This window comes from Lysobacter sp. CA199, assembly GCF_052078715.1.
In the GTDB taxonomy this organism is placed as follows: Bacteria; Pseudomonadota; Gammaproteobacteria; order Xanthomonadales; family Xanthomonadaceae; genus Lysobacter.
On sequence record NZ_JBQJIL010000007.1, the window covers coordinates 343503 to 358080 of the forward strand.

The 14578-nt window shown below is 67.5% G+C and carries 11 protein-coding genes; 10 read left to right on the top strand and 1 reads right to left on the bottom strand.

Features of this window, described 5'->3' with window-relative positions; genetic code table 11:
• Positions 1-62 precede the first annotated feature (62 nt).
• Positions 63-665, bottom strand: a complete 603-nt coding sequence (locus ACTOWJ_RS14745) for a porin (RefSeq protein WP_441335381.1) — start codon at positions 663-665, stop codon at positions 63-65.
• 397 nt (positions 666-1062) lie between these two features.
• Between ACTOWJ_RS14745 and ACTOWJ_RS14750 the strand changes: the two genes are divergently transcribed.
• The 10 genes from ACTOWJ_RS14750 (at position 1063) to ACTOWJ_RS14795 (ending at position 14528) form a co-directional block, all read left to right on the top strand.
• Positions 1063-1785 carry a 2OG-Fe(II) oxygenase gene (locus tag ACTOWJ_RS14750; protein WP_441335382.1) on the top strand — a complete coding sequence of 241 codons (723 nt, stop codon included), beginning with the start codon at positions 1063-1065 and terminating at the stop codon, positions 1783-1785.
• A 269-nt stretch (positions 1786-2054) separates the two neighbouring features.
• Positions 2055-2837, top strand: a complete 783-nt coding sequence (locus tag ACTOWJ_RS14755) for a peptidoglycan-binding domain-containing protein (RefSeq protein WP_441335383.1) — start codon at positions 2055-2057, stop codon at positions 2835-2837.
• A 369-nt stretch (positions 2838-3206) separates the two neighbouring features.
• Positions 3207-5543, top strand: a complete 2337-nt coding sequence (locus tag ACTOWJ_RS14760) for a TonB-dependent receptor (RefSeq protein ID WP_441335384.1) — start codon at positions 3207-3209, stop codon at positions 5541-5543.
• Entirely contained in the window at positions 5540-6301 is a 762-nt protein-coding gene (locus ACTOWJ_RS14765) for an ABC transporter ATP-binding protein (RefSeq protein WP_441335385.1), read from the top strand. Before ACTOWJ_RS14760 ends, ACTOWJ_RS14765 begins: the two co-directional genes overlap by 4 nt.
• Positions 6298-7698: a DUF3526 domain-containing protein gene (locus ACTOWJ_RS14770; protein ID WP_441335386.1), complete on the top strand. Its 1401-nt coding sequence runs from the start codon at positions 6298-6300 to the stop codon at positions 7696-7698. Before ACTOWJ_RS14765 ends, ACTOWJ_RS14770 begins: the two co-directional genes overlap by 4 nt.
• Entirely contained in the window at positions 7695-9221 is a 1527-nt protein-coding gene (locus ACTOWJ_RS14775; protein WP_441335387.1) for a DUF3526 domain-containing protein, read from the top strand. The genes ACTOWJ_RS14770 and ACTOWJ_RS14775 overlap by 4 nt, the downstream gene beginning before the upstream one ends.
• Before the next feature lie 3 nt (positions 9222-9224).
• A complete protein-coding gene (locus ACTOWJ_RS14780) occupies positions 9225-11162 on the top strand; it encodes a TonB-dependent receptor domain-containing protein (protein WP_441335388.1) in 1938 nt (645 codons plus the stop codon).
• Between the two features lie 32 nt (positions 11163-11194).
• Positions 11195-12154, top strand: a complete 960-nt coding sequence (locus tag ACTOWJ_RS14785; RefSeq protein WP_441335389.1) for a GHMP family kinase ATP-binding protein — start codon at positions 11195-11197, stop codon at positions 12152-12154.
• Entirely contained in the window at positions 12154-13218 is a 1065-nt protein-coding gene (locus tag ACTOWJ_RS14790; protein WP_441335390.1) for a pyridoxal-phosphate dependent enzyme, read from the top strand. Before ACTOWJ_RS14785 ends, ACTOWJ_RS14790 begins: the two co-directional genes overlap by 1 nt.
• A gap of 23 nt (positions 13219-13241) precedes the next feature.
• Positions 13242-14528, top strand: coding sequence for an ATP-grasp domain-containing protein (locus ACTOWJ_RS14795; protein WP_441335391.1), 1287 nt, complete (start codon positions 13242-13244; stop codon positions 14526-14528).
• Positions 14529-14578: the final 50 nt, after the last annotated feature.

The window sequence follows — 14578 nt, forward strand, 5'->3', positions numbered from 1 at the left end:
GTTTCGGGGGAGAGAGAGAATCGATCGCGAGTGTTGCGGAGTGCTGTCGGTAGCGCTTTCGATTAGAAGCTGAAGCGCGGTCCGATGAAGAACTCCTTCTCGCCGCCGTCGATGAACTTGGCGTCGGCGGTGATGCCCCAGCTCTGGTTGAACTTGACCTGGGTACCGATGCGGCCGTAGGCCTTGCCGTCGTAGTGCTGGTCGTAATCCTGGTAACCGGCGAAGGCATAACCTTCCCAGTTCGGAGCGAGCGAACCGCGCACGCCGACTTCGACGTTGCCGCCCTTGAGCTTATCGCTGCCGAACAGGCTGTTGTCGAACTTGCGCTGCTCATAGGCGATGCGGGTCACCAGGTCCACGCGCTTGCTCAGCTCGTGGTTGTAGCCGACGCCGACGTTCCAGGTGTCCAGATCGGTGCTGGGTACGCGGAAGCCGCCGAAGTTCCGCGAATCGGTTTCCTGTTTGCTGTAACCAGCGAAGGCATGGAAGTTCGGCAGGAACGCGTAGGAACCTGCGATCGCCCAGCCGTCGGCGTCGCCCGAGCTGTACTTGCCGTCGGTCTTGGCGTAACCGGCTTCGACGTAGTTGTAGGAAATGCCTTCGGCGGCCGAAGCGGACAACGGCAGCGCGGCGGCGAGGGTCAGGGCAAGCAATGCACGCTTCATAAAGGTCTAGCCTCTTATTGGTTTTATTCCGGATCCACGCGCCTCGGGGTTAAGGCGTTCATGTGGATAGGTGAGCGCAGTATCGTGACTGCGCTTCAATCGAAGCTGAATTTATCGGGGTTTTTTACAGGAACTAAACGTTCTGTTTACGGTACTTGGATGTTTTCCTAGGCCAGAAGTCACGAGATTCCCAGTGTTTTTCGCAAGACGCGCGCGTCAGTCTTGCTCGTTGCTGAACATTCGAGCCGGCACGATCGGCAAGATCGCGTCGAACACCGCGGAGCAGCGCAAGCAGCGGATAGTTGTCACTACCGCGCGCGGCGATGATGTCGTTGACTTCTTCGCGAGCGACTGTATGAACGCAAACGCAACGGCTCCGACGCGCGCGAATCGATGCATGGACGATCCGTTCGGATCGACGATCGAACGTATCGAAAACCACGATTGGCGAGAGCTCGCCGCGCAACTGGATCTGTGCGGGCGCGCCGTGTTGCCGGCCTTGCTCGCGCCCGCGCAATGCCAAGCCATCGCCGCGGCCTACGACGACGACGCGCTGTATCGCAACCGGGTGGTGATGGCGCGCCATGGGTTCGGCCGCGGCGAGTACCGCTATTTCCGCTATCCCTTGCCCGATGCGGTGCAAGGACTGCGCGAAGCCTTGTATCCGCGCTTGGCGCCGATCGCATCGGCTTGGAATCGGTCGATGGGCGTGGTGGTGGACTATCCCGCCGGCCTGGACGAGTTTCTCGCCCGCTGCCATGGCGCCGGCCAGACCCGGCCGACGCCGTTGCTGCTGCGTTATGCGCAAGGCGACTACAACTGCCTGCATCAGGATCTGTACGGCGAGCACGTATTTCCGCTGCAGGTCGCGATCTTGCTGTCGCAGCCTGGACGCGATTTCGCCGGCGGTGAGTTCGTGCTGACCGAACAACGACTGCGCATGCAGTCGCGGGTCGACGTGGTGCCGTTGAACCAAGGCGACGCGGTGGTGTTTGCGGTCAATCAGCGGCCCGTGCGCGGCGCGCGCGGTCACTACCGGGTGACGATGCGCCACGGCGTGAGCCGATTGCTCGACGGGCAGCGGCATACGTTGGGCGTGATCTTCCACGACGCTGCGTGATCGCGAGCGCGGCATCAACGTCGAAGCCTCGGCATTGCGGACATCGCACTCGCGCGATCGCCGCGCCGCGCGGTTTGATTCACTTTCGAAGCAACCGTCGGTGACCGCCCCGGCGACGTGCCGGCGTTGGCTATGAAGTCGCGGCCCGACTCGATGGAGTGCGAGTGCGCCGCGAACACCGCGACGGTCCGCGTCCGCGGCGCGCGTCATCGCGCGCCGCGAGTGCGCCGCCGCGGCTCATGGACGCAACGCTTACACGGAGCACGCACATGCCTTTGCAGGATCAGGCTTATATCCGCCGCGAACTGGATTTCCCCGGCGCGGTGACCCAGGGCGCCAGCGGCGCGGCGGTCAAACGGATCCAGGAGTGGCTCGGCTATCACGGCAACGGCACGCCGATCGACAGCAAGTTCGGCCCGGCCAGCAATCGCGCGCTGGAGGCCTTCGCCCGGCGCAAACAGATCGCCTATGCCGGCGCGTTGACGCCGGCGGTGTGGGCGGCGCTGACCGAACCCTTGGCGCGGGTGGTGGGTTTGCACGCCATCGCGCCGAACAAAGCCTATCCAGCCCTGGTGCGCTGGTTCGCCGAACAGCATCTGGCCGCGCATCCGGTCGAGTTGGGCGGCGCCAATCGGGGGCCGTGGGTGCGCGCGTACATGAAGGGCAGCGACGGCGACGCCATGCTGTGGTGCGCGGGCTTCGTCAGTTTCGTGATGCAGCAGGCGGCCGAGAAGGCCGGGCGCAGCGCGCCGATCGCCGGCAGCTTCGGTTGCGACGAACTGGCGCGTCAGGCCAAGGCAGCCGGACGTTTCGTGCCGGGCAAATCGGTGACCGGCGGCGACCCGGGATTCGCGACGCTCGGCGCCTGCGGAATCTTCCTGGTGCGCAAGACCGCGAGCGACTGGATCCATACCGGTTTCGCCTTCGAAGGCGACGGCGAGAGTTTTCTCAGCATCGAAGGCAACACCGATCACAAGGGTTCGGCCAACGGCTTCGAGGTCGCGCGGCGTTCCCGGCGCAGCGGTGCCAACGATTTCATCCGGCTCGGTTGAACGGCGGCTTCGGCCGGTGCTGGATCAAGCAGGCCAGTTCGCTTCGACCGCGCACGAATGGTCGAGCCCGGCCGGGCGCTGCGATGCCCGGCGGTGGCAGTGCCCAAGCCATGACGGCCGGCGGCCTGTGTGCGAACTCGATTTTCACCCTGACCAGGCCTGTCGCTCGCCGAGTGACGGGCGGCCCGGTCGCGAGCCTGTGCGCGACCGACGCCGTTGATGCAAGCCCGCGTCGGCGGCAGGCCACCACAACTTCCAGACGAAACCTCCTTGTCGCGTATTGACGCGCTCTTCACGGCGCCTTACATTGCCGAGCAAATGAAATGATATATCGTTTCGTTTCACATTTCGCTCGGGGCAAGGATCACAGTGAACACACGCAGTCAGGGGCGCCGCATCGACGCGGTCGAATCGGCAAATCACCGCGACGGGCCGCGCTCGGCTGAGGCGCGGGGCGACTGCGGCGGTCGTGGCCGGCCTGGCCAGGCCACGCTGGCGCTGCCAGGCTGGGCTCCGGCCGGTGTGGTGTTTGCGGTCGCGCTGGCCGCCATGGCGCCGGTCCAGGCCCAGTCGCTGGACCAAGCCGACAGCGCCGGTGGCGCGGCCCCCAAGCTGCTCGATAAGGTCACCGTGGAAGGCGTCGGCCTGCGCGAAGCGCCGTTGGACCGTCCCACCGCGACCGCGTCGCGCTTGGGTCTGAGCCCGCGCGAGACCCCGGCCGCGATCGAGGTGCTGACCCAGGATCAGATCCAGGCGCGCGGACTGCGCAGCAGCGTCGAAGCGCTCAATGCCGCGCCCGGCGTGCTTGCCGGACAACTGCCGTCCTCGCCCGGCATGACCTCGATGCGCGGCTTCACCGGCGGCGCCATCGCTTTGCTCTACGACGGCGTGCGCCAGACCGCGGCGCCGCTGGTGACCCGCGACTTCGACAGCTGGAGTTTCGAACGGATCGAAGTGCTCAAGGGCCCGGCATCAGTGTTGTACGGCGAAGGCGCTCTGGCCGGCGCGATCAACCTGGTGCCCAAGCGGCCGAATTTCGACGGCACCGCCTTCGAGGGGCTGGCCGGTTGGGGCAGCTTCGGCGGCCGGCGATACGCGCTAGACGCCAATCTGCCGATCAGCGACAGCTTCGCGCTGCGCGCCATCGCCAGTCATCGCAGCGGCGACGGCTATGTCGACGGCACCGCCAGCGATTCGACCTCGGCCACGCTGGCCGCCCACTGGCGTCCCAGCGAAGCGCTCGATGTCGATATCGCCCTGGACCACTACCAGGACGATTACGACACCGCGTACTGGGGCACGCCGCTGATTCCGGCCGCGCTCGCCCGCGATCCCAGCGACCTGGTGCGTACCGGCAACGGCCTGGTGATCGATCGCGCGATCGCCCGCCGCAACTACAACGTCGTCAACGGTGTGCAGGACTCGCATAGCGACTGGCTGCGCACGCGGGTCAACTGGCAGATCAGCGACGGCCTGCGTTTCAGCAACGAGTTCAGCTATTACGACGCGCACCGGCGCTGGCTCAATTCGGAGACCTACACCTACAACGCGCGCAGCGGCCTGTTGGATCGCGGCACGACCCGCATCGAGCACGACCATCAGTTCTGGGTCGAGCGGGCGACGTTGTTCTCGGATACGACGTTCGGCGGCCGGCGCAACCGGGCTTCGGTCGGTGTGGAGTTCAGCGACGGCGACTTCTTCGTGATGCGCCGCTTCGGTACCACCACCGCGGTCGACCCGTTCGCACCGCAGCGCGGCACGGCGTCGTTCGCCGACACCGCGCTGAACTTCCCGGGCGCGGGCAATCGTGTGGATTTCGATTCCAACACCCGCGTGGTTTCGGTGTTCGCCGAGGACGCGTTGAATCTGACCCCGCGCTGGCTGCTGCTGGCCGGTCTGCGCTACGACCGGATCGAGCTGGAACGCAGCATCGCCGATTTCAACACCGGCAGCCGCACCCGTTTCGAGCGCACCTATGAGCCGTTGTCGTGGCGCCTGGGCACGGTGTTCGATCTGGCGCCGAAGACCCAGTTGTACGCGCAGTACAGCGTGGCGGTCGCGCCGGTCGGCAGCCTGCCGTTGCTGTCGCTGGCCAATTCGCGCTTCGAGCTGACCCGCGGCCGCGCGATGGATGCGGGCATCAAGAGCAGCGTCTGGAACGATCGCATCGACCTGAGCGCGAGCGCGTACTGGATCGAGCAGAACGACATCGTCACCCGCGATCCGCGCAACGCCAATCTGTCGGTGCAGGGCGGCACCCAATCCTCGCGCGGGATCGAACTGTCGGCATCGGCGGCGCTGACCCGCGCATTGCGGGTCGATGCCAGCCTGGCCGCGCTGGATGCGCGTTTCGACCGCTTGCGCGAAGCCGGCGGCGTCGATCGCGCCGGCAAGGTGCCGCCCAACGTGCCCGAGCGCCTGGCCAACCTGTACGCGAGCTATCGCTTCGAACAGGCGCCCATCATTGTCGGCGCCGGCGCGCGCTACGTCGGCGCGTACTACACCAACAACGCCAACAGCATCCGCGTCGACAGCCACACGGTGTGGGATGCGTCGGTCGCCTATCGCCTGCCGTTCGGCGAGATCGCCCTGTACGGACGCAACCTGGGCGATGCGTTCTATGCCGACTGGTCCGGCGGCGCGGCCGACCAACTGGTGATCGGCGCGCCGCGCAGCGTGGAACTGACCTTCAAGGTGAACTTATGAGCTTGCTGGAAGCGCCCGCGGTGGACGCGGGCATCGATGCGCTGCGATTGGACGCAGTGCGCAAGGACTTCGGCGACCGCCATGCATTGAATGCGTTGACGATCGCGGTCGCGCCCGGCGAGGTCTACGCGTTGCTCGGGCCGAACGGCGCCGGCAAGACCACCACCTTGAACCTGATCCTGGGATTCCTGCAGCCCGAGGCCGGGCGCATCCAGGTCGCCGGCATCGATGTGGGCCGCGACCCGCTGGCCGCGCGCGCCAAGATCGCCTACCTGCCGGAAACGGTGATGCTGCATCCCAGCCTCGACGCGATCGAGAACCTGAGCTATTTCGCCTTGTTGGGCGGGCGCCGCTTGAGCGGCGCTCAAGCGCGCGATCTGCTGAGCCAGGCGGGCCTGCAAGCCGAAGCGCACACGCGCCGCGCCGCCGGGTTCTCCAAGGGCATGCGGCAGAAAGTCGGGCTGGCGGTGGCGTTGGCCAAGAACGCGCAACTGTTGTTGCTCGACGAACCGACCTCGGGCCTGGACGCCAGCGCCGCCAACGACCTCTCGCAGGGCGTGCGCGCGGCCGCGCAACGCGGCATCGCGGTGTTGATGGCCACCCACGACCTGTACCGGGTCAAGGACGTGGCCCATCGCCTGGGCATCCTGCGCGCGGGCAGCTTGTTGGCCGAGCGCCGCACCGCCGAGTTGTCGGCCGCGCAGATCGAAGCGCTGTACCTGGAGTTGCTGGCTTCGAACGAGTCGGCTGCCGCATGAGCGCCTCGCTGACCGGTTTCGAATGGACCTTGCTGCGCCGCGACCGGCGCGCATGGTGGGCCTTGCTATGCCTGGGCGCCTTGGTGCTGATCGCGTTCGCGATCGACCTGAGCGCGATCGTGCGCGACAACGCGGCCAAGGCCGAGGTCGCGCGCGCCGAACGCGCGCGCTGGCTCGGTCAGGGCGAGAAGGATCCGCATTCGGCCGCGCATTACAGCATCTTCGCGTTCAAGCCGACCACGCCGTTGGCGGCGCTGGACTTGGGCGTGGAACCCTTCGTCGGACAGACGGTGTGGTTGGAAGCGCATGTTCAGAACGACATGCTCTATCGCCCGCAAGGCGAAGCCTCGGCGCTGCAGCGCGCCGGCCTGAGCAGTCCGGCGAGTCTGTTGATCGGCTTCGCTCCGTTGGTCGCGTTCCTGCTCGCGTTCACTGCGGTGGCGATGGACCGCGAGCGCGGCACCTTGCGCCTGGCGCTGGGCGCTGCGCTGCAGCCGCGCCGGATCGTCGTCAGCAAGACGTTGGCGATCTGGCTGGCGCTGGTGTGGGTGTTGGTGGTGCCGGTGACCGCGGCCACGACCCTGGCCACCGCCGTGCTCGGAGCACTGAACACCGATGCCGCGCTGCGTGTGGTGCTGTGGGCGACGGCGATGGCCGTGTACCTGGGCGTACTGACCGCGCTCGGCATCGCGATTTCGATGCTGGCGGGCAGCGTGCGCGGTGCGCTGGCGTTGCTGTTCGGATTGTGGATCGCGTTCGGCCTGGCGCTGCCGCGTTGGGCCAACAGCGCGGTCGAGAGCGCGCAGCCCTTGCCTTCGACCCAGGCGGTCAAGCAGCAATTGCTCGACCAAGCGCCGTCGTACTGGACGGCCGAGGATGCGAAGAAACATCAGGCGAGCTTGCTGGCCAAGTACGGAGTCCGCGATCCGGCCGATCTGCGGGTGAACCTGCGCGGCGCGGAGCTGGACCTGAGCGAGCGCCATTCGCACGAGGTGTTCGACCGTGTGCTGGGCGGCTTCTACGACCGGGTGATCGCGCAGGATCGCGCGTACGCGCTACTGGGCTGGCTGTCGCCGACCGCGGCCATGCAGAGCTTGTCGCCGAGCCTGGCCGGCAGCGATTTCGCCCACCACCGGCGCTTCATCGATGGCGCCGAACATTATCGGCGCGAGTTGGTCAATCGAATGAATCAGGATGTGATGACGCATCGGGTCGGTGAGGGCGAGAAACATACCAACGACGCGACCTTGTGGTCGCAGATTCCCGAGTTCCATCATCCCGCGCCCGCGCTCGGCGCGAACTGGCGCAATGCCGCGCCTGCGGCGGCGGGTTTGTTGGGCTGGTCGCTGGCGGCGCTGGGTTTGCTGGCGTTCGCCGCGCGCAGGTTGCGCCCATGAGCGCGATCGCAGTGGAACCGCAACGCGATGCGCGCGAGGTCGCGGTGAACTTCTTCACTCTGCTGGCTTGGGAGCTGCGCCACATCGGCCGCAGCCGGCTGTTGTGGACGGTGATCGGCCTGCTGGCCTTGGCGATGCTGTGGGGCGCCTACAGCGGCGCGGCGCTGCACCGCGCGCAGAGCCAGGCGATCGAGCGCAGTCGCGGCAGCGACGCGCAATGGATGCAGCAGATCCGCGAACGCGCGCAGCGTTACGCCGAACCGGCCGAGAGCTCGGTGCCGTACTGGCAGGATCCCACCGACATCGCCGGCTTCAGCCGCTACTTCTTGCGCGCACACAGTTACAAGCCGCACCTGCCGTTATCGCCGCTGGCGGTCGGCGGCAGCGATCTGATGCCGAGCCGGTTGCCGGTCAAGCTGGAAACGCCGTTCGGCATCGAGCCGGCCTACGACTTCGAGAATCCGCGCGGGCTGGGCCTGGGCCGGTTCGATCTGGGCTTCGTCCTGGTGTACCTGTTGCCGATCGCGGCGATCGTGCTGATCGGTCTGCTGGCCACCTTCGAGCGCGACCACGGCATGCTGCGTCTGATCGCCGCGCAACGGGTCGGTCCGCGCGCGTGGCTCGGCGCGCGGGTGACGGCGATCTTCGTCTGGCTGACGCCGGCGACGTTGGCGCTGATGTTGGGATCGTTGATTCTCGCCGGGACGGACCTGTCCGCGGCGCTGCCCGAACTGTTCGCGTCGGCGGCACTGGTGGTGGCCTACCTGTCGTTCTGGGCCGCGCTGGGTTTCGTCGTGGTTTCCGCGTGGCCCAGCGCCGCCGGCGCGATCAGCCTGATGAGCGCGTGGTGGGCGTTGCTCGCGATCGGCTTGCCCTTGCTCGGCAGCGCGTTGGCGCAGCGCGCCGGCGATGCGCCGGCGCCGGTGGCGTATGTGGATGCGCAACGCCGCGCCAACGATGCCATCGCGGCCGACCGCGATCGGATCGTCGCCGCGATGTTCCGCGCCCGCGCCGATCTGGCCACAGCGACCGACAAGGTGGCGACGATCGACTACGCGACCCGCATGAGCTTCCTCGCTCCGGAACTGGAGCGGCGTCTGCAACCGTTGCAGCAGCGTCTGGAGCGCGCGCGCGATCGGCGCGAAACGGTTTCGGACTGGGCCGGGTATCTGTCGCCGCCGCTGGGGATGGAGCAGGCGCTGTCGGCGCTGGCCGGCACCGATGCACGGCGCCACCGCGAATTCGAGCGTCAGACCCGCGCCTATCAGCATGCGCTGCGCGAGTGGTTCTACCCACGCATCCAGCGCCAGATCGCGTCGCCCACGCCGCGTCCGATCGCCAACAGCTACGGCCGGATGAACTTCAACGAGTACGCCGCGATTCCGGCCTATCGCGAAACCCAGGTCAGCCCGGCGTCGCGCGCAGCCGAGGCCTGGTCGGTCGCCGCATGGCTGGCGCTGCTGGCCGCCGGCCTGAGCGGCTGGGCGCTGCACCGTCTGCGCCGCTGGCCCACGGAGCTGTAAGCGATGAAGCGACCGACCCTCGCATGGACCCTGGGCTGCGGCCTCGCCGCCTGCGCCGCCGCGGCGCAGGCGCAGCGCGCCGGGGATAACGCCGTCACCGCCGCCGAGGACGCGTTCGGCGGGACCCTGGGCAACGAAACCATCGGTCTGTACAGCAGCAAGCAGGTGCGCGGCTTCTCGCCGGTGGACGCCGGCAACGTGCGCATGGACGGCATCTACTTCGATCGCCAGGGCACGGTGCCGCCCGCGCTGGTGGAAGGTTCGACCATTCGCGTGGGCTTGTCCGCGCTGAACTATCCGTTCCCGGCGCCGACCGGCATCGTCGATTACCGTTTGAAGAAGGCCGGCGACGAACGTGTGCTGAGCGTGCTCGGCGCGCTCAACGCTTACGGCGCGCCGGCGCTGGAACTGGACGCCAAGCTGCCGATCGTCGACGGCCGCTTCGGTATCGCCGCCAACATCGCCTTGGCGCGCGAGGAGTATTACGACGGCGCCGACGCGCGCTATGTCCGCGCCGGGTTCGTGCCGCGCTGGCGACCGACCGAGAACATCGAGATCCTGCCGTTCTGGAGCATCTCGCGCGGGCGCGACGAGGAAGTCGCGCCGACCATCATCACCTCCGGGCCGCATCGCCCGCCGAAGATCCAGCGGCGCCGGCATTTCGGTCAATCGTGGTCGGACAACGAGTACGACAGCCGCAACTACGGCGTGCTCGGCAAAGCGCGGCTCGGCGCCGATTGGGCGTTGGCCGGTGGCGTGTTTCGTTCGATCAACAATCAGCCCAGCGGCTTCGCCGAGTTGTTCACCGACACCGCGGCCGACGGGACGACCCGCGAAAAAGTCATCGCCGATCCGCAGCAGCGTTACGCGTCCACCAGCGGCGAGTTGCGCCTGAGCCGCAGTTTCCGCGAAGGCCCGCGCCTGCACGTGCTGCACCTGGCGGTGCGCGGGCGCAGTCTGGACAGCGAATACGGCGGTTCGGCGGCGGCGATCGACTACGGCTGGCGCCCGCTCGGCGAGCCGCGTCCGGTGCCGCGCCCGGAGTCTTTCGAGTTCGGCCCGCGCACTCACGATCACGTCGAGCAATGGACCGGCGGCCTGGCCTACGAAGGCCGCTGGCGCGACGTCGGCGAACTCAGCCTGGGCATCCAGCGCAGCCGCTATCGCAAGCATGTCGACCAGCCCGGTCTTGCGCGCACCAGCAGTCGCGATGATCCGTGGCTGCCCAATGCCACCGCGTCGGTGTACCTGAGCAAGACCCTGGCCGTGTACGCGGGTCATACCCGCGGCCTGGAGGAAAGCGGCATCGCTCCGGACGACGCGGCCAATCGCAATCAGGCGCTGCCGGCGATCCGCACGCGTCAGACCGACGCCGGATTGCGCTGGTCGTTGAATCAGAATCTGAAATTCGTCGCCGGCGCCTTCGACGTACGCAAGCCGTACTTCACCACCGACGAGAACAACGTCTTCGGGGCGATCGGCGAAGTGCGCCACCGCGGCGTCGAGTTGAGCCTGAGCGGCAAGCCGGCCGACCACTGGAGCCTGGTCGCCGGCGCGGTGTTGATGCGTCCGCGCGTGAGCGGCGAGGCGGTGCGGCTGGGCCGCGTCGGCGACCGGCCGATCGGCCAGACCGAGCGGGTGCTGCGCAGCGATGTCGAGTATCGGCCGCCGGTCTTGCCGGGCTGGTCGTTCGATCTGTCGATGAGCCATTACGGCGAACGCGTGGTCTCGCGCGACGGCGTCAACCGCGTGCCGGCCTACACCCTGGTCGATGTCGGCGCGCGCTACCGCTTCAAGCTCGGCGCGGCGCCGGCGACCTTGCGCCTGCTGGTGGCCAACGCCGGCGACACCTTCACCTGGAACATCTACGGCAACAACAGTTTCGGCCTTACCGACGGGCGGCGCTACGTGGCGCAACTCGCGGTGGATTTCGACGGCTGAGCCCGTCCATATCGCAACGGGGAGACGCGGCCATGCTGCGGCAGGATCGAAGAGGGGTTTCGCATCGCGATGTCTCGCCCGCGGCGGCGGCGCACAACGCGCTGTTCGCCACCGCGCGGACCGACGCGCCGCCCATGGTGTACAGCGGGGTATGCCACGGCACCTTGGGCGAGTTGTGGCAGGGGCCGTACGAGCAGGACGGGGAGCTGCATATCGGCCTGATTTCGCTGCCGGTGCGCAAATACAGTTGGATGCATTACCTGCCCGGCGAGCACGGACAGATCGAGTTGGATCTGGCCGGCAAGGACAAGTGCCGGCGCGCGATCGAACTGTATCTGCAACATCACGGCAAGAGCCTGCCGCCGGGGCGTTGGAATCACGACTCCGAACTGCCGCTGGGCAAGGGCATGGCCAGCTCCACCGCCGATCTGGTCGCCACCATCCGCTGTCTGGATCGCGTGTTCGGCCTGCAGACGCCGATCGCGACGGTCGCCGATCTGCTGCGCGGCATCGAACGCTCCGACAGCGTATTTCTCGACCGTTACGCGCTGTACCTGAGCGGGCGCCAACAGGTCGTGCGCAGCTTCGATGCGCCGCTGCGCCTGCATGCCTGCTACATCGACGAAGGCGGCACGGTGGAGACCGAGAAACTCGCCGAGCCCCTGCTGCGTCATTACCAGCGGCATTTGCCCGCCTACCGTCGCCACCTGCAGCGCGCGATCGACGCGTTCGAACGCGTCGACCCGCTCGCGGTCTGCGAATGCGCCACCCACAGCGCGCAACTGGCGCAGTGGGTGACGCCCAAGATCCACTTCGAGAGCTTGCGCCAGCGACAGCACGAGTTCGGCGCCGACGGCATCGTCATCGCCCACACCGGCAGCCTGCTCGGCTATCTGTTCGTGACCCGCCCGGACGCGGCGCGCATGGGCGAGCTGTCGTCGTTCTTCCGCGGCCTGGGTCGCCAGTGCCGCTTCGCCGAGACGGGGTTGTGATGACCAGCGCGACGCAGAGCGTGCATGCGCATATCGCCGATGCGATCAAGGCGCCCGACCTGGTGCGGCTGGGGCCGAATCTGTTCGTGGCCCGCTTCGAAACCATGAAGGTGTACTCGACCCTGGTCGCGGTGGAGCGTCTGCTCGCCAGCGGCCGCATCCGCCCCGGCGCGACCTTGATGGACAGCTCCAGCGGCATCTACGCCTACGCCTTGGCGTTGGCCTGCCACAAGTTCGGCTTGCGCTGCCATATCGTCGGTTCCAAGACCGTCGACAAGACCTTGATGGTGCAGTTGCGCATTCTCGGCGCGACCATCGAACAGGTCGAGCCGCAGGCGACCTTGAAAATGGATCAGAGCCTGCGGGTGGCGCGGATTCGCGAACTGCTCGCCGCCGATCCGGACGTGCACTGGATGCAGCAGTACCACGACGACATCCACTACCACGGATACGGACCGGTCGCCGAACAGATCCGCGCCGCGGCAGGCGACGCGCCGCTGAGCGTGGTCGGCGGCGTCGGTTCGGGCTGCTCCACCGGTGGTCTGGCCTGCGCGCTGCGCGAGCGCGAACCGTCGCTGCAACTGATCGGCGTGCAGCCCTTCGGCAGCATGACCTTCGGCTGCGAGCGCATCGAGGACCCCGGCATCATCATCGCCGGCATCGGCAGCTCGATTCCGTTCCGCAACGTGCGCCACGACTTGTACGACCAGGTGCATTGGGTCTCGTTCGACTACGGCCTGGCGGGCTCGGTGGCGTTGCTGCGCGAACACGCGGTGTTCGCCGGTTTGTCGACCGGCTGCTGTTATCTGGTCGCACGGCGCGAGGCGGCGTTGCACCCGCACCGAAACGTGGTGTTCCTGGCCGCCGACACCGGCCACCGTTACGTCGAAGGCGTGTTCGCCCATTACGAGCGCGCGCTGGACCTGGACGGACTGCAACCCACGCCGATCGACACGCTGGACGAACTGGCCTTGCCGTGGTCGGCGATGGCCTGGAACCGCGCCGCGTTCGCCACCGAACCCACTACCGCGCCGCCGCCTGTCGCGGCGATCGTCGCGCACTGATTCGCACTCCGGAGGATTTACCCATGGCGCACTTGTTGATGATCGAAAGCTGGGTCGGCGGCACCGGCCGTATCTTCCCGCCGGCGATCGCCCGGCTCGGCCACCGCTACACCTTCGTCACCCGCAAACGTGGTCACTACCAGGATCCGCGTTCGCACGAAATCCACCCGGTGATCGAACACGCCGATCACGTCCTGAGCTTCGACACCAACGACGTGCCGGCGCTGATCGAGTTCCTGCGCGCCCAGCACGCGGTGCTGAAGTTCGACGGCGTGGTGACGATTTGCGACTACTACATCGGCACCGTGGCCGAAGTCGCGCAGGCGCTGGAACTGCCGCAGGCGTTCTCGGCGAACGTGGTGATGGAGCGGCGCAAGGATCAGGTGCGCGAGGCGATCGAACGCGCCGGCCTGCCCAATCCGAAGTTCGCCGTCGTCGCCGGTTGGGACGACACCCGGCGCGAGGCGCAACTCATCGGTTATCCCCTGATCGTCAAGCCGACCGATCTGGCCTCCAGCGCCTTCGTGCGCCTGGTGCACGACGAGGAAGAGCTGTGTCAGTCCTTTGATGCGCTGGAACAGTTCCCGCGCAACTTCCGCGAGCAGGAGCGGGTGCCGCTGCTGTTGCTGGAGGAGTACATGCGCGGCGACGAGGTCAGCGTCGAGGCTTGCACCTACAACGGCCGGACCACGGTCATCGGCATCACCGACAAGAGTCTGACCGGCTTTCCGTACTTCATCGAGGACGGCCATATGTTCCCGGCCAAGCTCGATGCCGACACGGCCGCGCGGGTCGAAGCGCTGGTGCGCGGCGCGCTGGAGGCGGTCGGCCACGATCACGGCATCAGCCACACCGAGGTCAAGCTGACCGCGGACGGCCCGCGCATCGTCGAGATCAATCCGCGCCCGGGCGGCAACTACATCGCCGAGTTGATCCAGCGCGTCACCGGCATCGATCTGCTCGATGCGCAGATCGAACTCGCGCTGGGCCGCGAGCCCGACCTGACCCGCCGCGACACCGGCGTGAGCAGCGCGGCGATCAAGTTCCTGGTGCCGCCGCGCGCGGGCCGGGTGGTCGCGGTCGATGGCGTGGCCAGTCTGGAAAACGACCCGAACATCGATCGCTGGATCCTGGCTGGCGTGGTCGGCTCCGACGTCTCGGCGCCGATCGACAACGCCTGCTACCTCGGCCATGTCATCGCCAGCGATCGCGACGGCTTGCAGGCGCGCGCCCACGCCGAGCGCGCTCTGGCGCGCGTGAGCTTGAGCTACGCCGACGACGAGGCCGCACCGGTCTCCAGCGCGGCCTAGGCCCGGCCGGCGAACCGCACTCCGCTTCTTCTCCTTCTGGCTTCACCACC